Consider the following 20,774-nt stretch of genomic DNA (forward strand, 5'->3'; position numbering starts at 1 on the left):
TGGAGCCATGATTGAAGTAATTAAATCTGTTGACGATTTAGCGCGCCAAAAATGGGATGTATTAGTTCCAACTATGGGCGCACTTCATATCGGGCACAAAACATTAATTGAATTAGCAAAAAAAGAAGGCGAGCGAGTAATCGTTAGTATTTTTGTAAACCCACTTCAATTTGAAAATAAAGAGGATTTAATAAATTATCCAAAAAGTTTAGATTCTGATATTAATCTGGCTGAAGCTGCAGGTGCTAGTGCTTTATTTATACCAAGTGAAGATGTTATTTATCCTGGTGATATCGAAAAAATTCCAGCAGGAGTTTTTGGTGATATTTATGAAGGCTCTTCTAGAACTGAACATTTTTCTGGGGTATTAACTGTGGTGAAGCGACTATTTGATCTAGTTAAACCAAAAGTAGCGGTATTTGGTGAGAAAGATTTTCAGCAACTATTTTTAATTAAACAAATGGTTACACAACTTAAGATTCCCGTTCAGATTATTTCAGCACCAACTATTCGTGATAATGCTGGATTGGCAGTTTCATCTCGCAATATTAAGTTAGGAAGCGATGGTGAAAAAAAGGCACAGGTAATACATAGAGCTTTAACAAAACAAACTTTTGAACAGATGCAAAAAGAGATTTCAAGTGAGCCAGGTTTTAAACTAGATTATCTTGAAGTAATAGATGAAAACAGCTTTGAAAAAGCAAAGACTGATACCCAAAACAAGCGGGTAATTATTGCCGGTTGGGTGAATCAGATCAGATTGATTGACAATATGCCAATGGGGAATAAGTAATGAAGTTACTAACTGGCGCACCTGGTTGGAGTACATCAGCTGATGTAATTGTGATCGGTTCTGGTGTTGCAGGTCTTACTACTGCATTAAATTTAAGATCATATGGTTTATCTGTTTTATTAGTAACTAAAGCTCGTATTGATGCTGGCTCTACTAAATGGGCACAAGGTGGTATTGCTGCAGCACTTGGGCCTGGTGATACACCAGAACAACATAAAAAAGATACATTGGCAGCAGGTGCTGGATTATGTGAAATTAAAGCTGTTGATGTTTTAGTTTCTGAAGGACCAGAAGCTGTTAGAAAATTAATTGCACAAGGTGCTGTTTTTGATAAATCTGAAACAGGAGAGATTGCTTTAACTAGAGAAGGTGGACACCTTAGAAATCGAATTCTGCATGCTGGCGGTGATGCAACTGGTGCTGAGGTTTCAAGAGCGTTATTAGCTGCAGTCAGAGATGACACAGGAATTGAAATTATTGAACATGCACTTGTAATTGATGCTTTAAAAAGTGGGGCAGGAAAAGTTTGCGGTGTGACAGTGCATGTGATCGGTGCTGGAAGTAGAGATGGTGTTGGCAGAGCCCTTGCTCGCGCAGTTGTAGTTGCAACTGGCGGCCTTGGGCAGGTTTATTCTCAAACTACCAATCCATCTGTTTCAACTGGTGATGGTGTAGCACTTGCACTTAGAGCCGGAGCAAAAGTAGGAGATGCTGAGTTTGTGCAATTTCACCCAACAGTTTTATGGCGAGATTTAGCAAATAGAGGCCAGCAACCGTTAATAAGTGAAGCAGTAAGAGGAGAGGGTGCAATATTACTTAATCATAAAAATGAACAATTTATGGTTGGTAAACATCCTCAAGCAGATCTAGCCCCAAGAGATGTTGTTGCTAAAGAAATCTTTAATCAAATGCAACTAAGTGGGCAACCACATGTTTGGCTAGATGCCACAAAGCTTAAAGATTTTGAAGATAGATTTCCAACAATTTACGCCTCTTGTATTGCTAATGGAATTGATCCAACTAAAGAAAAAATTCCAGTATCACCTGCTTCGCATTACGCCTCTGGTGGTGTTTTAGTTGATTTAAATGGTCAATCATCAGTACCTGGGCTTTATATTTGTGGTGAATCAGCATGCACTGGAGCTCATGGTGCTAACCGTCTTGCCTCAAACTCATTGTTAGAAGGATTAGTTTTTGGTGCTCGAATTGCAGCAATCTTGGCGAAAGATCTACCACCACAAGAAGATCCAATTGAAGATAAAAAAACTATGTTACTTGATCCAAAAATATTACTACCGCTTCAAATTGCGATGAGTGAAGGTGCTGGAGTTATGCGATCTGAAACTTCACTTCGTAAAACTATGCAGACATTAGAAGAGTTATCAAAGTTAACAAGTAACGAACCAAGAATTGAGGCTTGGGAGGCATCTAATCTTTATCTATTAGCAACTGCCATAGTTAAGTCGGCTTTAATTAGAACTGAATCCCGCGGATCTCACTGGCGCAGTGATTACCCACAGTCATCTAATAAGTGGTTAAGTAGAGTTATTGAATATCTTGATAAAGATGGTAATTGGTATAGCGAAGTGGAGGAGATCTAAGTGAATCAACTACGCGATAATTTAAAAAATCTAGGCTTATCTCCTAATCACATATTTCAACAGGTGAAAGATGCAATTAGTGAAGATTTAGCGGGCGGGCAAGATTTAACCTCTGTTGCAACAATTACTCAGTCACAAGTTTCAACTGCTGACTTTACAACTAGAGCAAGTGGTGTAGTGAGCGGACTACATGTTGTAGCAGCTGTTCTTGAATACTGCGGAGTAAATCATTATGAGGTATTAGTAGATGAAGGAGCAAAAGTTTCGGCGGGTAAAGTATTAATTACCGCGCAAGGAAATACTCAAAAAATATTATTAGCTGAGCGCACTGCGCTTAACTTTCTATCCCATTTAAGTGGTATTTCAACCTTAACAAATCAATGGGTTAGTGAAATTTCTGGGACAAAATGTCAGATTAGAGATACTCGTAAAACTACACCAGGCCTTCGAATGTTAGAAAAATTTGCAGTTCGTATGGGTGGGGGCGTTAATCATCGATTATCACTTTCACAAGCTGCGCTAATTAAGGATAACCATATTATGGCTGCGGGAAGTATTTCTGATGCTTTTAATGCAATTAAAAAAATGTATCCAGATAAGTCAATTGAGATTGAAGTTGATTCTATCGATCAACTAAAAGAGGCGATCACATTAAAGCCTGATCTAATTTTGTTAGACAACATGAGTACTAATCAATGTAGCGAAGCAGTCTCAATAACTAATGGCTTAGTAAAACTTGAAGCATCTGGTGGAATAGCAATAACTAATGCGAAAGCTTATGCAGTAACAGGTGTTGATTATTTAGCTATTGGATCACTTACTCACTCTGCCCCAGCTTTAGATATTGGCCTCGATTTTAGAAAGGGAAAATAATGCTACTTGCAATAGATGTTGGTAATACCAATACCGTTCTTGGAGTTTTTAATAAGGATAAATTAGAACAATCATGGCGGGTAAAGACTGATCCAAGAGACACCGCTGATGAGTTGTGGTTGCAGTACTCAGCTCTAGTAGATGGCTTTGATATTACTGGTGTTGCTATCTGCTCTACTGTGCCGGCAGTACTTAGAGAGATTAGAAAATTAATTAATGAGCATTACAGTGATATTAATACAACAATTATTGAGCCAGGAGTAAAAACTGGTGTACCACTATTAGTAGATAACCCTAAAGAAATTGGTGCTGACCGAATTGTTAACTCTTTAGCTGCTTTTACTTTATATGGTTCAGATGGCCCAGCAATTGTTGTTGATTTTGGAACTTCAACAAATTTAGATGTCGTATCGCCAAAGGGTGAATTTTTAGGAGGAGCACTTGCACCTGGTATTGAAATATCAGTTGAAGCACTTGCTGCCAGGGCTGCGCAACTTCGTAAAGTTGAGTTAGTTAGACCAAAATCTGTAATTGGTAAAAATACAGTTGAAGCGTTGCAATCTGGAACTATCTACGGATTTGCAGGTCAAGTAGATGGCTTGGTTAACCGAATAATTGATGAGCTCACAGATTTATATCCACAAGCAGGTGAGGTTGTTGTAATAGCAACTGGTGGTCTTGCACCACTAGTGCTTGGAATTAGTGAAACGATAGAGTTTCACGAACCAGATCTGACATTAATCGGATTACGGTTAGTACATGAGCGTAATTAATTCATAACCATCACACTGCGCGCTAGGATTTAACTCATTATGGCTGATGAAGATGATCTACCCGAACAACTGCGAATCCGGCGAGAAAAAAGAGCTGGGATATTAAAGCGGGGTGCTCAGGCCTACCCAGTCTCAGTACCAAGAACTACTTCATTACTTGCAATTCGGCAAAAGCATAAAGATTTACCAATTGATGTTTCAACTGGGATTATCGAATCTGTAACTGGGCGAGTCATTTTTAAACGTGATACTGGAAAACTATGTTTTGCAAACTTGCGTGAAGGTGATGGCACTGAACTACAAGCTATGTTTTCATTAGATAAAATCGGTGAAGAACAACTTGAAATATGGAAATCAGAGATTGATTTAGGCGATATCGTTTCAGTAACTGGTGAGGTAATTACTTCTAAACGTGGTGAGTTATCAATACTTGCTAATTCATTTACTCTAGCTGCTAAAGCACTTCGCCCACTACCAGTTGAGCACAAACCACTCTCTGAAGAGAGTCGAGTAAGAATGCGTTATGTTGATTTAATTGTCAGACCAGAGGCAAGAGAAAACGCCAGATTGCGGCCAGCAGTTATGAGATCACTTCGAAATACATTTAATGCCCGCAACTTTTTAGAGGTTGAAACACCAATGCTTCAGGTTATGCATGGTGGCGCAGCTGCTAGACCGTTTAAAACTTTTAGCAATGCCTATGAAATGGATCTATTTTTAAGAATTGCCCCTGAGTTATATCTAAAAAGATGTGTTGTTGGTGGGCTTGAGAGAGTATTTGAAATAAATCGAAACTTTCGAAACGAGGGAGCTGATTCATCTCATTCACCAGAGTTTGCAATGATTGAAACTTATGAGGCATATGGTGACTGGAACAGTATGGCTGAGTTAACTAGAACCTTAATCCAAGACGCAGCTAAAGAAGTTTTTGGATCTCATGTGGTTAAACATCATGACGGGCGAGAGTTAGACCTTAGTGGTAAGTGGAGTGAAGTTTCACTCTTTGATGCTATTTCAGATGCAGTTGGTGAAAAGGTGAGTGCTCAAACATCTAATGATGATTTAAAGAAGATTGCTACTAAGTTAGGAATCAAGTGTGATCCAAAATGGGTAACAGGTAAGTTAGCTGAAGTCATATTTGAGCATGCTGGAGTTAATAAGTTAACTGGGCCAACATTTGTTAAAGGATTTCCAATCGACACATCTCCATTAGTACGAGCGCACCGAGAAACTTCAGGAATTGCTGAAAAATGGGATCTATACATCGAAGGTTTTGAATTAGCCACTGGCTATTCAGAGCTAATTGATCCAGTCATTCAACGTGAACGATTAGTTGAGCAGACAAAACTTGCGGCAACTGGTGATTTAGAAGCGATGGGGTTAGATGAAGACTTCTTAAGAGCAATGGAATATGGCATGCCACCAATGGGTGGAATGGGTATGGGTGTTGATCGATTATTGATGGCACTTACTGGTTTAGGAATTAGGGAAACAATTTTATTTCCATTAGTAAAGCCAACTTCTGGAGATGAGTAATGTCAGCACTAATAAGGCCGGCAAAAACTTCAGATATTAAAAAAATCAGAACAATTATCGATGCATATGTTTCTGGGCGCAGGTTACTCGCTAAAGAAACAGTCACACTTTTTGAAAGTGTTCAGGAATTTACAGTTGCGGAAGTTGATTCAGAAGTAGTCGGTTGTGGCGCGCTACATGTTCTTTGGGAAGATTTGGCTGAAGTTAGAACAGTTGCAGTAATTGAAAGTATGCAGGGTAAGGGAATAGGGCATACGATCTTGGAAAATATATTAGCTAGAGCAAAAGAAATTGGTGTTAAAAAAGTATTTTGCTTAACTTTTGAAACCAAATTCTTTGGTTCACATGGGTTTACAGAAATACAGGGCTCACCAGTTGAACCAGATGTTTATGCCCAATTACTTCGCTCATACGATGCAGGTATTGCTGAATTCTTAGACTTAGAAAGTGTTAAACCTAACACTCTGGGAAATACCAGAATGTTGAAAATTCTTTAAAGTTTTGGGCATAAATGCCCCAGTTATAGGGTTATAAGGGTGTAACACACCCAATATATGGGTGAGTTATTCACAGCCAAATTAAAGTGCGCAAGGTCCCCCCTTGGCATTAGGCTATTTACATCAGAGGGAAGGGTGAGCCAGATGTTTGAGCGGTTTACAGATCGTGCAAGACGCGTTGTAGTACTAGCGCAAGAAGAAGCACGCATGCTCAACCATAATTACATTGGCACCGAACATATTCTTTTAGGTTTAATTCACGAAGGTGAAGGCGTTGCTGCTAAAGGCCTTGAATCATTGGGTATTTCTTTAGAAGCAGTTCGCTCCCAAGTTGAAGAAATAATTGGCCAAGGACAACAAGCACCATCTGGTCATATTCCATTTACACCAAGAGCTAAAAAAGTTTTAGAGCTTTCTCTTCGTGAGGCGCTGCAACTAGGACATAACTACATTGGTACTGAACATATTCTTTTAGGTTTAATTCGTGAAGGTGAAGGAGTAGCTGCGCAAGTATTGGTAAAACTAGGAGCTGATCTATCACGTGTTCGCCAGCAAGTTATTCAATTGCTTTCAGGTTACCAAGGCAAAGAGGCGGTTACATCAGGTGGACCAGCTGAAGGTCAAGCATCAACATCATTAGTATTAGATCAGTTTGGCCGCAACTTAACTCAAGCTGCACGTGAAGGAAAATTAGATCCAGTAATTGGTCGTGAAAAAGAGATCGAACGAGTTATGCAGATTTTATCTCGCCGGACTAAAAACAACCCAGTTTTAATTGGTGAACCAGGTGTTGGAAAGACTGCTGTTGTTGAAGGTTTAGCACAAGCAATTGTTAAAGGTGATATTCCAGAAACTCTTAAAGATAAACAACTTTACTCATTAGATCTTGGCGCCCTAGTTGCAGGATCTCGCTACCGTGGTGATTTTGAAGAGCGACTAAAGAAAGTACTAAAAGAAATTAGAACTCGTGGCGACATTATTTTGTTTATTGATGAAATTCATACTTTAGTTGGAGCAGGTGCAGCTGAAGGCGCAATTGATGCAGCTTCAATTCTTAAGCCAATGCTTGCACGAGGTGAATTACAGACAATTGGTGCAACTACACTTGATGAATATCGCAAACACCTTGAAAAAGATGCAGCACTTGAGCGACGCTTTCAACCAATTCAAGTAGCAGAACCAACTGTTGCGCACACAATTGAAATTCTTAAAGGACTTCGAGATCGTTATGAAAGCCACCATAAGGTATCTATTTCAGATGGTGCATTAGTTTCAGCCGCTACGTTGGCTGATCGCTATGTTTCAGATCGCCATTTACCTGATAAAGCAATTGATTTAATTGATGAGGCTGGTTCACGTCTTCGTATCCGACGAATGACCGTGCCACCTGAAATTCGTGAGTTTGATGACAAGATTGCAGCAGCGCGAAAAGAGAAAGAATCTGCAATTGATGGTCAAGATTTTGAAAAGGCAGCATCTCTTCGTGATAAAGAAAAGAACTTAATTACTGAGAAAGCTGAGCGAGAGAAGAATTGGAAAGCTGGCGATCTTGATGTGGTTGCTGAAGTTGATGAAGAGTTAATTGCTGAAGTTTTATCAACTGCAACAGGTATTCCAGTATTTAAGTTAACTGAGGCAGAGACTGCCAGATTACTTAAAATGGAGGATGAATTACACCGAAGAGTTATTGGACAAGATCAAGCAATTAAGGCGCTTTCACAAGCAATTCGTCGAACACGTGCTGGTCTTAAAGATCCAAAACGTCCTGGTGGATCATTTATTTTCGCTGGTCCTTCTGGTGTTGGTAAGACTGAACTTTCTAGAACACTTGCCCAATTCTTATTTGGGGATGCCGATGCATTAATTCAATTAGATATGTCTGAGTACTCTGAAAAACATACTGCCTCTCGTTTATTTGGTGCACCTCCTGGTTATGTTGGTTATGACGAGGGTGGTCAATTAACTGAAAAAGTTCGCCGCCGTCCATTCTCAGTTGTGTTATTTGATGAGATCGAAAAAGCACATCCAGATATCTTTAACTCACTACTACAGGTATTAGAAGATGGTCGCTTAACTGATGCTCAAGGACGAGTAGTTGACTTTAAGAACACAATTATCATCATGACTACCAACCTTGGTACTCGTGATATCTCTAAATCATTATCACTTGGCTTTGCTAATGTGGCAGATGCTCAGGGAAGTTATGAACGTATGAAAGCAAAGGTTGGTGATGAACTTAAGACTCACTTCCGTCCTGAGTTTTTAAACCGTATTGATGACATAGTTGTATTCCATCAATTAACTGAAGCTGAGATAGTAAAGATTGTTGATCTAATGGTTGCGCATTTAGATGAACGCTTGAAGGCAAAAGATATGGGAATTGAGTTAACAACTGGGGCAAAGTCATTGCTTGCTAAGCGTGGTTATGACCCAGTGCTTGGCGCTCGACCACTTCGTAGAACAATTCAACGTGAATTAGAGGATGTTCTATCTGAGAAGATGTTATTTGGAGATTTAAAAGCTGGTGAAATTATTTTAGTTGATGTTTCAGATGAAACAGATACTGCAACCTTCACCTTCAAAGGAACTCCTAAATCTGCTTTGCCAGATACTCCTGGTGATTTAGCAGAAGCAACTAATTAATCTTCACCTTACTAATCGCCTGTTCTAATCTAGCTGCTTCAAGTATTTCAATTCCAGAAATTTTTAAATCACTTCCGATTGGCACAATTGCGCGTTTAAAGCCAAGCCGAGCAGCTTCACTAACTCTTTGATTAACTCCATTTACTTTTCTTATTTCACCAGCTAATCCAACTTCACCAATTGCAACTAAATCAGCAGGTAGTGCTAATCCTTTTGCAGCTGAGGCTACAGAAAGTGCTACCGCAAGATCAGCTGATGGTTCACTTATTTTCATACCACCAACAGTTGCAACATAAACATCACGCCCAGATATTTTAATTCCAGCTCTTAGTTCTAATACAGCAAGTGTCATAGCAGTTCTTGAGTTATCTAATCCGCTTGTGACTCGCCTTGAATTACCCCAATCTCTACCATCTGGATTGCCAGTACTAACTAGTGATTGGATCTCAGCAAGGAGTGCCCGCCTGCCCTCTAGTGCAACTGTCACACATGTTCCAGGAACTGGATCAGTATGACGAGAGGTAAATAAACCAGTTGGATCAGGTAAACCAATAATTCCAGAATCATTTAAATCAAAACAGCCAACCTCATCAGAGGCACCAAATCTATTTTTAATTGTTCTAATCAACCTAAGCCTTGAATGCCTTTCACCTTCAAAATTAAGGACAACATCTACTAGGTGTTCAAGTAATCGTGGGCCAGCAATTGAACCATCTTTAGTCACATGGCCAACTAACACCAAAGTTATTGCGCGCTCTTTTGCAATTCTAATTAATGCTGCTGCAATTTCTCGAACCTGTGTGACACCACCAGGTGCACCATCAACAGTTGTACTTGAAATAGTTTGAATTGAATCAATTACTAATAACTCTGGTTTAACCGAATCAATATGTGCAATTACTGCGCCAAGATCAGATTCAGCGGCCAGCCATAAATTCTTATCAATTGCATTTAACCGCTCTGCTCTAAGCCTTACCTGTGAAGCTGACTCTTCACCACTTATGTATAAAGAAAGAATTCCTTGTTTAGCAGTTTCAGCAGCAACTGTTAGTAGAAGCGTTGATTTACCCACACCTGGTTCACCCGCTAATAAAATTGCAGCTCCAGGTACTAATCCACCACCTAAAACTCTATCTAATTCACCAACTCCACTAGTTCTAGCTTTTGCACTTGCTAAATCAACATCACCAATTGGTTTTGCAGCCGAAGTAATTGATCCAGCAACTAATGAGAGTTTTTTTGGAGCAGCTATTTCTTCAACGCTTCCCCATGCCTGACACTCACCACAACGTCCAACCCATTTGGTTGCACTCCAACCACATTCAACGCAACGAAAAGGATCTTTTGCAGGTGCTTTAGCCATAGCGGTAATCTAATACTAACCACTGACTAGAGTTGGTCTTGCGCCGCCTTTGTTGCTGGGTGGATTATAAATAGTGGCAACTCACGCCGCTTTTGCTCTTTTCGAGTTGCTGCAATTGCAGCCATCCGGCTATCACAGAGTTTTTCTAGTTCGCTATAACCTGACTTACCCATCATGGCTACTAATTCAGCCTTACTTGATTGATAAACCGGAATCTTTCCAGTGTGTGCCTCTGAGTTACTTGTGCAATACCAATCAAAGTCTTCACCACCTTCACCCCAAGCTAATCTTTCATACTCACCGATAACTACAACAGTTATATCTTTACCACCTAGTTCACGAGTTTCCCAAGACCTTCGAAGAGGCAACTGCCAACAAATATCAGGTTTTGTTTCTACTACATGTACTCCTTCACTCTCTGCAAGATGGTGAAGTGCGCAGCCAAATGACCCAGAGTAACCAGGGGCTTCATGTCCAACTCGATTTAGAAAAATACATGAGTCTTTAATTTTCTTTGTTTTAAGTTCTTTATCTAAACCAATTTCACTAATTTGTAACTTTCCACCAGATTTTTTTGGACGTGCTTGATCATAAAATTGCCATTGCGCCTTTGTTAACTTCTTAGCAGCTTTTAATACCCTAGCTTCATCTTCCTTACTAGCGTAGTAAGCACCATCTGAGCAACAACCAGCATCTGGCTTATCAGCATCAATACCGCAACAGCCATTTCCATAAATACATTGCCAGTATGAGGTTAACCAAGTCAGATCACACTTAAAGATTTCCTCAGGACTTTCTGGGTTAGTAAATTCAACCCAATCCCGCGCAAAATTAGCAGCTACCTCATTCTTAGATAACTTAGATTTTGGTCTTTTTTTCGTTGACATAGAGCGGCAGTTTAAGGGTTAAGTGAGGTTAATGACTAATTGGGTAGGCTTGATGTATGAAAACACAAGCCGACAATAAATCCATTGGCTTTATTGGGGCTGGCGTTATGGGTGCAGCGCTAATTAAAAGTTTAATCTCTAACTCTATTAATGCCGCTCAAATTTATGTAAATGAGAAGAGTGATGACAGAGCTAAACAGGTAAAAGATCAGTACAAGATTAACTTAGTAAGTATTCAGGAAATAGGACAAAGTTGCGATGTAATTTTCTTAGCAGTTAAACCACAAGATTTAAGTTCAGCTTTATCAGAATTAAGCAAAACTTTAAGCGATAGCGCCATATTAATCTCAATTGCTGCAGGTAAAACTACTCAATTTATCGAAAGTCAATTAAAAACTAAGAATCCAGTTATTCGCGTTATGCCAAATACTCCTGCTCAAATAGGTAAGGGAGTATCCGCCATTTCACCAGGAGCAAATGCTTCGGGAGCTGATTTATCTTTAGCTAAAAATTTACTATCAAATAGTGGATTAGTTGTTGAAGTTAGTGAGTCTAATCAAGATGCAGTTACCGCACTTAGTGGTTCAGGTCCTGCCTACTTTTTTAGTTTTGTTGAGGCAATGATTAATGCTGGTGTAAAACTAGGATTAACAAATGAAATTGCCACACAACTTGCGATAGGAACTATCTCTGGCTCAGCTGCCATGCTTAAAGAGAGCGGACTTGATGCAACTACGCTTAGAAAAAATGTTACTAGTCCAAACGGCACAACCGCAGCAGCTCTTTCAGTTTTTACAGATAAGGATCTAGAAAAAATAGTTTTAGATGCAATGACTGCAGCAAAAAAACGTGCACAGGAGCTTGCTTGAAAAGAGTTTTTCTAACTTTTTTGCTGATTTTTTCGTTACAACCATCTACGGCTAATGCAGTAGCAATAAAAAGCACGAAGGCATTAATAGTACTACCATATTTAAAATCTGATCAGGTAAGTGATGTTGTGCTAACTCCAGTGAGTGCTATTTTAATTGGCACAACTGAATCTCCTAACTCACCTTGGATAAGTGGAAATCTTGGCGGCCTAAGTGATGGCTTTATCGCTAGTTACTCCTCACTTGGTGCTCCGCTTTGGAATTTACGATTAGGTGGTGTTGAAAACGAAATTGCTACATCAGCTGCACTTGATACTGATGGCAGTATTTGGGTTTTAGGAGCATCTTCATCACTAATTACACCCACGCCAAAACCAGCTACTGGTCAGGTATTAAATCCAGATAACGTTATTCCTGAACCAGTTCAAGTGAAGAACTCTCCACTTAATCGAATTAAATTATGGCAGGTTAGTAGTAATGGAGGCTTGCTGAATTCATTTGAATTCATTTCAGAAAATATAATTGATCCAAGAAAAATATTAATTTCAGGTACAAATGTAAATATATTTGGTAATTCTTATAATAAGAATGATGTTTCAGGGTTTTACATAAGCGCAAATAAATTCGGTATTTTTTCTCCTAAAGTTAAGTATGGCGTAAAAACCACTCAGTTAAGTTCAGCAATAATTAACTCAGATGCCAGCTTTACTGTGGTGGGAATGAGCGGAGATCCCCTTCTTAAAACAAAGGCTTTAAGTAAGTTAGATGCCATAACAATAAAAGTTTCTTCATCTGGGGTATTACAAGTAGTCGGTAGAGCCACTTTAAAAAGTACAACAAGAAACTGGAGTTCAATTAGCACTGGATTATTACAGGGTGGAAAAGTTACATATTCAAATAGAACTGAAGCTGCGATAACAAAGTTTTCTGCAATAAATAAACCAATTTGGAATGTTAGATACCCAGCGAAATCAAGTGCGTTAGTTGCGTCAGGTAAAAATTCTTGGGCTAGCTTTATTTCAAGTGGACCGATTAAGTCAGTTCCGGCTTGGAAGCCAAAAATTCCAACCCCAGTTGTTTTAGAGCTTGGCAAAAAAGGGGAGGCACTAAACTCCTATAAACTTTCTGCTCCAGCGGTTGCAATCGCAGTAAATAATGAAATAGGAACGGTATTAATCACGGACTCGGGTGTAAGTTTTGGTTTCATAGTCATTAACTAGTAAACTCACATAATTAGTAAATAAATCTAAAGGAGCAAAATGGGTTCAGTAATTAAAAAGCGTCGCAAACGAATGGCAAAAAAGAAACACAAAAAACTATTAAAGCGAACTAGAATTCAACGCCGCAACGCAAAATAGTTTTAAGGCTTAAATAAAGTTAATTTTCCAGAGACGCCAGCCATGGCGTATTTGGTTTTATCAATTGTAATCCAATTAACTTGAGCACCTTTTTGAATACTATTTTTTGAAACTAAATTAACTACTTTATTTGATTTACTTACTGCACATAATCTTAGTTCGCAGCTAAATAAAACCATTTTTTCATCAGCAGAAATTGATGAGTGAAGCGTGCCAAACTCATCAGCCTTCACACTTACCACTGAGGCAGCATTTATATCTTGATATTTAACTTGATCAGGGTTTGGGTAGGTAAAACCGCTAGAGGTAAACCAACCAGTTATTAAACCTTTAACTGTGTTTAAAATTGTGACGTCATAGCCAACTGCGTAAGTACGCTCACTGGGTGCATCTAAGGTTTTATACTCCCAATCTGAACTCGCGCTAGTACTTCTAGTCGCGTATCTAACCTCACCTTTTGTAATATTTTTTTCTGCATCAAATCCTTTTACTGAATCGTAAATTAAATTAATTTTTTTACCAACAGTCACAGATTTCAAATGAAATGCAACGTCACCAGTAGTTCTATCTTCAGTATCTTTATCACCATCTACTATTTCATATCTCCACTTTCCATTTTCTTTTACAGCACCTAGTAAAATTCCCTGAGATTCATCACGGTAAAAAACCTGAATTACATTGTTATTTACAGAGCACGCATTTGAAACTGAGACATCAGAGGCTCCTCTTACCCTATTAACTTCTTTGTAATCTTGGGCAACTAAACCGTCACCATCTACTGTCTCATACTTGAAACTTTTACCATTATAAAGTGCATACTTTAAATCCTTATTAGTAAGGTCGGAATAAAAGATATGTAAGTAGCTTATTTTTCCTACAGTTGATGTACAAAGTGAAATATGTCCAGCCACATTATTTAGAGTCTTGCCAGCATTTTCATCATTTCCATCAATAGTTTTAATAACCCATTTACTATTTGCATAAGTTGCAAGCTTTAGATCACCACCTTTACTTTCACTATAGGTAACTACAGGCTTACCAAGGTAGGTAGTTGTGGCTATGTATTTAGCATCTGCATTTGGATCTATAACTGTGCTTTTCCAAGCAGTTTGTGGAGTAATCTGATTAGATTTTGTCGCCTCTGATGAACCAGCACTATTGACTGCCCTAACTGAAAATGTGTATTTAGTTCCATTTTTAAGGCCATTAATTACAACCGGACTTTCTGGCACCTTAATGCTCTCTCCTGTTTGTAAATTTTCAATAAGGTAACTATCTATTTGAGCAAACCTAAAATCAGCTGGTGGATCAAATTTGATAATTGCATTTTTATCACCAACTATGGCTCTCACGTTTTGAACAGAGTTAGGCAACCCAGTTGCTATGCCAGCAGGTGGTTTCATTCTTAAATCTTCAAAAATTGCTAGTAATAAAGCACCTGGTAAGTGGAAAACTTCACCTGCACCTAAATTTGGAGTCATAACAGAATTTTCAAATGAATTAGAAAAAGTTTTTTCATCTAAATGACTTACTGATGATCCTTGTTCATAGATAGATGGTGTGAAAAGCAATGGCTTAACACCATTATTTGCTTTCACTGCATTAGCCCCAGACCAAAGTAAAGTTGAAGTGAGCGCAGAACCTATTTCCAATGATGGAGAGGGTAAATCAACTAAGCGCCTGCCATCTACAACTTGAACATAGGCATCAAAAGCTGTTGGCTGTAGAAACCTTCCTACTTTAGTAGTTGGGTCATAATATGTTCCTGACATAAAACCCAAGCCGTGTGCCATTTCATGCAAAATCACAGAGACTAAATCATATTTACTTGATGGGCATTTACCATCTAATCCGTAGTACCAAAAATCACCGGTTGTTACATTTATTTCCAGTTCAGGTTCAGCAATATCTAAATCCACTCCAGCTAATGCATTTGCAAGAGCTGATGGATAGTAAAGAGTCTTATCGGGTGCACCATTAAAATTTGAAAATATATTTTTAGCACTAGCAGAAGCTAATATTGTTGAATTAGGTGCTTTAGTCCAAGTTACATTCACATTAATTGGAACTTTTGATACAAAATTCTCAGACCAAATATCGATAGCTCTTTGGATAGAAGCTTTAGCAACATCTGGGACATTATTGTAGATAGGAACAAAAGTACTTTTCTTTTCTAAACTTGCCGAAAAAACTCTAGGGGTACTGAATTTTTTAGCAGGGGTATCGCTAGCAAAAAGATATATCCATCCAGCCGGAGCAACTTTTACCGCTAAAGCATTGGCACTTGGAATTGGAGTAACTATTACAGATATCAATAACCCAATTGATAACAAAAATCGCTTTATACGCACTGCGCTAGGCTAACATTCTGAGTAGGTTCATTAGTGCCACTTTTAAGTATCCGTGGCGTGATAAAGGTTATTCTGGGAGTTAAATGAGGAAGGTAACAGTTATATCGCGTACTGGATGCCACCTATGTGAAATTGCTATAGATAAAATTAAATTAGTAAAAGATCAACTTCAATTTGAGCTAGAGATAAAACTTATTAATGACCTACCAGAATTAGAGCAAGAATATGGTGAACAAGTTCCAGTAATTATGATTGATAACAAAATACATGATTATTGGCGAGTCGATATTGAAAGATTTACTAAAGCAATTAAATCTTAATTTTTATTTATAACTTCATCTGCATCAATAATACGATATGCATATCCTTGCTCTGCAAGAAACCTTTGCCGGTTTTGAGCAAAATCTTGATCAATAGTGTCACGCGCTACAAGTGAATAAAAACGCGCTCCTCTGCCATCTGCTTTAGGACGCAGAATTCGGCCAAGCCGTTGAGCTTCTTCTTGTCTTGAACCAAAAGTCCCAGAGACTTGGATAGCAATAGTTGCTTCAGGCAAGTCGATTGAAAAGTTAGCAACCTTTGAAACTACCAAACATTTAACTTCACCACTTCGAAATAAAGCATAAAGCCGCTCACGCTCTTTAATTGGAGTGTCACCTTTAATTACTGGCACCCCTAAGGCTTCTGAAAGTTGGTCTAACTGATCAATATATTGCCCAATTACAAGGACCTGATCATTTATATGCTGTTTAGCTAATGCAATGGCCACTGCTTTTTTAGTTTGAGATGTTGAACAGAATCGGTAGCGATCTTCCTGTTCAGCGGTAGCATAATTTAATCGCTCCTCATCAGTTAATGTAATTCTCACCTCAACACAGTCAGCAGGTGCGATATAACCTTGTGCTTCAATTTCTTTCCACGGAACATCAAATCTTTTTGGTCCAATGAGTGAAAATACTTCACCTTCCATACCATCTTCACGAACTAAGGTTGCTGTTAGCCCTAATCGGCGACGGGACTGGATATCTGCAGTAAATCTAAAGATTGGCGCTGGCAATAAATGCACTTCATCATAAATTATTAATCCCCAATCAATTGCATCAAATAAATCAAGGTGGGCATAAACTCCACCTTTTTTAGTAGTCATAACTTGATATGTAGCAATTGTTACTGGCCTAATTTCTTTTTTAGCACCGCTATATTCACCAATATCATCCTCATTTAAATCAGTTCTTCTAAGTAATTCTTCTCGCCACTGGCGAGCTGCCACAGTATTTGTCACCAAAATTAAAGTAGTTGCTTTAGCGTGTGCCATTGCCGCTGCACCAACAATTGTTTTCCCAGCTCCACAAGGTAGAACTACGACACCAGAACCACCATGCCAGAAACCTTCTGCAGCTAACTCTTGGTATTTACGGATCTTCCAACCATCTTGTCTTAAAGAAATTTCATGGTGCTCACCATCAACATAACCTGCAAAATCTTCAGCCGGCCAACCTAATTTAAGTAAAGCTTGCTTTAAGAAACCACGCTGACCTGGGTGAACAACAATAGTTTCTTCATCTAATTGCAAACCAAGCATTGGTGCAACCTTTTTACCACGCGTTACTTCTTTCAAAACTGCTGGATCATTTGATACCAAAATCAAACCATGGACCGGGTGTGCTTCAAGGCGTAGGCGCCCATAGCGAGACATAGTCTCTGCGATATCAACTAATAGTGAATGTGAAACTGCATATCTTGAATATTTAATTAATATATCAATGACTTGTTCAGCATCATGTCCTGAAGCCCTGGCATTCCATAGTCCTAGTGGAGTAAGTCGGTAAGTGTGAATATGTTCAGGTGATTTTTCAAGCTCAGCAAATGCTGCAATTGCTCTACGACATTCATCGGAGAGGATATGGTCGATATCAAGTAAAAGTGTCTTATCACTTTGAACTATTAACGGCCCATCACTCATTTAAGCAACTCATTGATAAACGCAGTAGTTAATTTAATCCTTTGCTCTACCGATGAAATCACTATTGATTCAGTTAATGCATGAGCACCATTACCGATAGCACCTAATCCATCTAAAACTTTAGCCCCAGCTGCAGCTGCAAAGTTTCCATCACTTGCACCACCGACGCTGGCACTTCCTACTTCCGGTAAACCCAAATCCTTTGCGACCTTTTCTATTTTTACGTAAAGATCTTTAGTACTTTCAGTTTCAAGCGGTGGTCGATTTATTCCACCAGTAACTTCAACACCGGCCACATCACTTGTTAATGACTTAACAGCCTTATCAATTCTATTTAGTTCAAGTATTGAAAAAGATCTAACATCAATATCTAATTTTGCAAGAGCTGGAACAGTATTAGTAGTAGTTCCAGATTGCATAACAGTTGGCACCACAGTAGTTCCAAATTCTTTATTCTCAAGTGCAGTAATTTGCACTACTAATTTTGCTAATTCGGTTGTTGCATTTATTCCCTTTTCTGGTTCTAACCCAGCATGTGATGCACGACCAGTAACATTTATTTGATACATCGAAGTACCTTTGCGGCCAGTTTTAACCTTTCCATCAAGTGAAGCTTCAAAAACTAATACTGCATCTGCATCTTTTGATACTCTATTAATTAAATCTTTGGAAGTAATGCTGCCAGTTTCTTCATCGGTAGTTGCAATTAATGCAATTTTATCTTTAGCATTATCAATATTTGCTAATGAGTAAAGTGCTTGGATAAAGCCAGCCTTCATATCAAAAACACCTGGGCCAGTTGCAATATCTCCATTTACTTTCCAAGTTGGCGTAAAGGAACCCTTTGGCCACACCGTATCTAAATGGCAAAGTAAAACAATTTTTGGTTGCTTAGATCCCCACCAAAATACCGGCCTACCATTTTCAGAGATAGTTTCTGCCTTCGTTTTTAAAACCTGATCGGCAATTTCAACAGCAAGATTTACTATCTGATTACATGCAGCTAAATCTTCAGTGGGTGACTCGCACTCAACTAAACGCTGGATATCGGCAATAGCGGTCATAGGTCTAAGTCTGCCTTATTTTCCAAAATGGTGAGTGACGGTGCTACGCCATTGATTCTAGGTATTCGAAATTGAGCAATTTCTCCAGTTGTCTCATCCCGAGCGGTTAGGGTGCCAAGTGAAATTGATATTGGCTCAATAATTCGGTTTGAAACTCCACCATTATTATCAGCATAGCTAATCACTAAAGTGCGCTGCTCATCAATATATTGATTAATGAGCGCCAGAGTTTCATTAGATGAAGTCCCAGCAACAATTGGTTCAACTTTTCTACTTCTTTCGCCTGCTCTTATTGTTTTAACCGCTGCTAAAACAACACTTGCCTTAGGCGCAGTAAACTCTGAAATTATTCGAGGTGGCTTAGGTCGTGATTTCGCTCGTCTTAAATTTGGTTGTGAAAGCAATACGCCGCTGGCATTTTCAGCAGCAGGTAAGTAACCATATTCTCTTAATTCGTTAATAACTTCAGGTAGTTCAAGTTCAGTTACTAGAACCTGTGAAGCAATTTTTCTAAGCCGTAAGTGTTCGCATTTCTTATCGTGCAATATTTGCTGAACTAATCCTTCATCTTCACATCTAATATATGTGTGAGCACTTCCAACTCTTAACCTGCCATGACGTTTAGCAACATCTGCAATTAAATAATCTAATGGCTGCGGCATAGGAGTTTTAGAAGTTTTTGATAAAAACGTCTTTATTTGTTCACCTGTTTTGCCATGGTCTAGGCCCCGCCTAATTGATGCTTCACTAAATCGGTAAACAGTTGCACCACCCCTACTTTCAATATCAGCGATCGTTCCCATTTCAGCTGATAGTTCAGCGGTTAGTGGCCCTGGAGCAACTGCGCTGTTATCTGCTTGAATTAAAATATGATCAACTGGTTTAGGAAGTGCGGCTTCAACTCCAAGTAACTCACTTGCGTTAAGCAGGTTACTACCAAAGGTTGATATTCCACCTTGTCCAGTTATCCCTATCCACTCTGCCTCTCGTAGGTTCCACTCAATAAAATCACTATTTACTCGCTGTGGATTCCACCATTTAACTACCTCTTGTATTGATTTCATCTCTGGTGAAATTTTTGGATTTTCTAGTAGTACTTTTAATGTTGTTCTTTTAATTAATGAGACTCCAGCACGGTCTAGCTCTGGCCCAAGGGGTGCAATATTTTTATCAATTACTTTACCAATTAAGCCACTAACTCTTGATGTATCAAGCCATAGAACTGCAAGTGAGTACCAGCGTTCTTCCGCTGGTTTTGTTAACCAAATATCAAAAGCAGATGTTGGTAATATTTGATCATCTGAGTCAACAACAACTAATCCACCTAGATAACAAAGTTCTGCAACGAATCCGGCGCATGCTTCATCAACACCTAAATGCTCGGCAATTTTTTTAAGATCTCTAACTCCTATTCCACCGGTACGAAGTGCGGTTGGTGGCTCATCGGATAGATTATGTAATAACTCTTCACACCATCTTAAAATAGTTGAAATGTTGGCAATTGCCGCTAAATCAATCTGCTTTTGGGCTACTTCTTTTCCAGTTAAAGCTGGCGCAGTAGTAATTAATTCTTTATGAACTTTTCCTTGTCGAAGCTTTATGCCAAACTCTCGAGGCAGGGCAACAGTGTGTGAGTCAAGTGCAACTAATATATTGTTATCAAGTAGCCAACCAATAGCAGTACCAGGCTTTTTAATATTTGTAATTGAACCTCTAGGTGGACCCCAAGTTAATTTGGCTAGTACATCAGCTGATGATTTAGGAACATCTTTCAGTTTTGTAAAATCAACTTTGCCGCTTGATTGTGGGCCTAAACCAGCTGGTTCATCACCAATTAAAAGCTTTAAATTTGTAGGTGTTCGAAAGTTGTTACCTTCTTTGTATAACAGGCCCATTTGCCATAGGTAATCCAGCGCAAATGTACTTTCTTCACTAGTTACTGAAACTAACTCTGATTTTTTAAATGGTTCAGGCAGCACACATGCTGCTTCAATTATTTGATAGTGCCACATGTTTAATGAATCCAGTGCTCTAACTAGTGAAGGAGTAGAAGTGGCACGTGCAGCAAGGGAGGAGAAATCATTTGGGACTGGTGAAACTAAATCTGGTCGGTATTGAAAAATTAACTCAAGGTCATCATCTGATCGCGCGCGTAGCTCATCTGCAAAAGTGATCGCGACAGTAGACATAACTGGCCTACTTT

At 38.9% G+C, this 20,774-nt stretch carries 17 protein-coding genes; 11 read left to right on the forward strand and 6 right to left on the reverse strand.

The window, feature by feature from the left end; all coding sequences use genetic code 11:
- Positions 1–7 precede the first annotated feature (7 nt).
- The 7 genes from panC (at position 8) to B1sIIB91_RS00230 (ending at position 8,716) form a co-directional block, all read left to right on the forward strand.
- Positions 8–793, forward strand: a complete 786-nt coding sequence (gene panC / locus B1sIIB91_RS00200) for a pantoate--beta-alanine ligase (protein WP_095687655.1) — start codon at positions 8–10, stop codon at positions 791–793.
- A complete protein-coding gene (locus tag B1sIIB91_RS00205) occupies positions 793–2,394 on the forward strand; it encodes an L-aspartate oxidase (RefSeq protein ID WP_095687656.1) in 1,602 nt (533 codons plus the stop codon). Before panC ends, B1sIIB91_RS00205 begins: the two co-directional genes overlap by 1 nt.
- On the forward strand, positions 2,395–3,267 hold the full coding sequence (nadC, locus tag B1sIIB91_RS00210) for a carboxylating nicotinate-nucleotide diphosphorylase (RefSeq protein WP_095687657.1): 873 nt from the start codon (positions 2,395–2,397) through the stop codon (positions 3,265–3,267).
- Positions 3,267–4,040: a type III pantothenate kinase gene (locus B1sIIB91_RS00215; protein WP_095687658.1), complete on the forward strand. Its 774-nt coding sequence runs from the start codon at positions 3,267–3,269 to the stop codon at positions 4,038–4,040. The genes nadC and B1sIIB91_RS00215 overlap by 1 nt, the downstream gene beginning before the upstream one ends.
- Positions 4,041–4,079: 39 nt before the next feature.
- The gene (gene lysS, locus B1sIIB91_RS00220) at positions 4,080–5,576 is read left to right on the forward strand and encodes a lysine--tRNA ligase (RefSeq protein ID WP_095687659.1); all 1,497 of its coding nucleotides are present in this window, start codon (positions 4,080–4,082) and stop codon (positions 5,574–5,576) included.
- Positions 5,576–6,073 carry an amino-acid N-acetyltransferase gene (locus B1sIIB91_RS00225; RefSeq protein ID WP_095687660.1) on the forward strand — a complete coding sequence of 166 codons (498 nt, stop codon included), beginning with the start codon at positions 5,576–5,578 and terminating at the stop codon, positions 6,071–6,073. Before lysS ends, B1sIIB91_RS00225 begins: the two co-directional genes overlap by 1 nt.
- A 144-nt stretch (positions 6,074–6,217) precedes the next feature.
- Positions 6,218–8,716 carry an ATP-dependent Clp protease ATP-binding subunit gene (locus B1sIIB91_RS00230; RefSeq protein WP_095688662.1) on the forward strand — a complete coding sequence of 833 codons (2,499 nt, stop codon included), beginning with the start codon at positions 6,218–6,220 and terminating at the stop codon, positions 8,714–8,716.
- On the opposite strand, the gene radA is transcribed toward B1sIIB91_RS00230, so the two are convergent.
- Both radA and B1sIIB91_RS00240 read right to left on the reverse strand, forming a co-directional pair.
- Positions 8,709–10,079, reverse strand: coding sequence for a DNA repair protein RadA (radA, locus tag B1sIIB91_RS00235; protein ID WP_095687661.1), 1,371 nt, complete (start codon positions 10,077–10,079; stop codon positions 8,709–8,711). The two genes, B1sIIB91_RS00230 and radA, sit on opposite strands and share 8 nt — an antisense overlap.
- A gap of 26 nt (positions 10,080–10,105) precedes the next feature.
- The gene (locus tag B1sIIB91_RS00240; RefSeq protein WP_095687662.1) at positions 10,106–10,966 is read right to left on the reverse strand and encodes a DUF3109 family protein; all 861 of its coding nucleotides are present in this window, start codon (positions 10,964–10,966) and stop codon (positions 10,106–10,108) included.
- Between the two features lie 56 nt (positions 10,967–11,022).
- Between B1sIIB91_RS00240 and proC the strand changes: the two genes are divergently transcribed.
- From proC to B1sIIB91_RS00255, 3 genes are read left to right on the forward strand one after another with little or no spacing between them, the layout of a single operon-like run.
- Complete coding sequence (proC, locus tag B1sIIB91_RS00245) at positions 11,023–11,835, forward strand: pyrroline-5-carboxylate reductase (RefSeq protein WP_095687663.1); 813 nt, start codon at positions 11,023–11,025, stop codon at positions 11,833–11,835.
- Positions 11,832–13,055, forward strand: a complete 1,224-nt coding sequence (locus tag B1sIIB91_RS00250) for a hypothetical protein (RefSeq protein ID WP_095687664.1) — start codon at positions 11,832–11,834, stop codon at positions 13,053–13,055. The genes proC and B1sIIB91_RS00250 overlap by 4 nt, the downstream gene beginning before the upstream one ends.
- A gap of 39 nt (positions 13,056–13,094) precedes the next feature.
- Entirely contained in the window at positions 13,095–13,193 is a 99-nt protein-coding gene (locus B1sIIB91_RS00255; RefSeq protein ID WP_018226752.1) for a 30S ribosomal protein bS22, read from the forward strand.
- A 2-nt stretch (positions 13,194–13,195) separates the two neighbouring features.
- Here the strand turns inward: B1sIIB91_RS00255 and B1sIIB91_RS00260 are convergent, their stop codons facing one another.
- Positions 13,196–15,544, reverse strand: a complete 2,349-nt coding sequence (locus tag B1sIIB91_RS00260) for a fibronectin type III domain-containing protein (protein ID WP_095687665.1) — start codon at positions 15,542–15,544, stop codon at positions 13,196–13,198.
- A gap of 83 nt (positions 15,545–15,627) precedes the next feature.
- Here B1sIIB91_RS00260 and B1sIIB91_RS00265 point away from each other — a divergent pair, with 83 nt between their 5' ends.
- A complete protein-coding gene (locus tag B1sIIB91_RS00265; RefSeq protein WP_095687666.1) occupies positions 15,628–15,864 on the forward strand; it encodes a glutaredoxin family protein in 237 nt (78 codons plus the stop codon).
- Here the strand turns inward: B1sIIB91_RS00265 and B1sIIB91_RS00270 are convergent.
- Genes B1sIIB91_RS00270 through B1sIIB91_RS00280 form a run of 3 tightly spaced genes read right to left on the reverse strand, consistent with a single transcriptional unit; the run spans position 15,861 to position 20,760 of the window.
- Positions 15,861–17,507 (reverse strand): DNA repair helicase XPB, encoded by a 1,647-nt coding sequence (locus B1sIIB91_RS00270; RefSeq protein WP_095687667.1) that lies wholly within the window; start codon positions 17,505–17,507, stop codon positions 15,861–15,863. The two genes, B1sIIB91_RS00265 and B1sIIB91_RS00270, sit on opposite strands and share 4 nt — an antisense overlap.
- Positions 17,504–18,571, reverse strand: a complete 1,068-nt coding sequence (locus B1sIIB91_RS00275) for a M20/M25/M40 family metallo-hydrolase (RefSeq protein WP_095687668.1) — start codon at positions 18,569–18,571, stop codon at positions 17,504–17,506. The genes B1sIIB91_RS00270 and B1sIIB91_RS00275 overlap by 4 nt, the downstream gene beginning before the upstream one ends.
- Positions 18,568–20,760: a helicase-associated domain-containing protein gene (locus B1sIIB91_RS00280; RefSeq protein WP_095687669.1), complete on the reverse strand. Its 2,193-nt coding sequence runs from the start codon at positions 20,758–20,760 to the stop codon at positions 18,568–18,570. Before B1sIIB91_RS00280 ends, B1sIIB91_RS00275 begins: the two co-directional genes overlap by 4 nt.
- Positions 20,761–20,774: the final 14 nt, after the last annotated feature.

Source organism: Candidatus Nanopelagicus abundans, from assembly GCF_002288305.1.
Taxonomy (GTDB): domain Bacteria; phylum Actinomycetota; class Actinomycetes; order Nanopelagicales; family Nanopelagicaceae; genus Nanopelagicus; species Nanopelagicus abundans.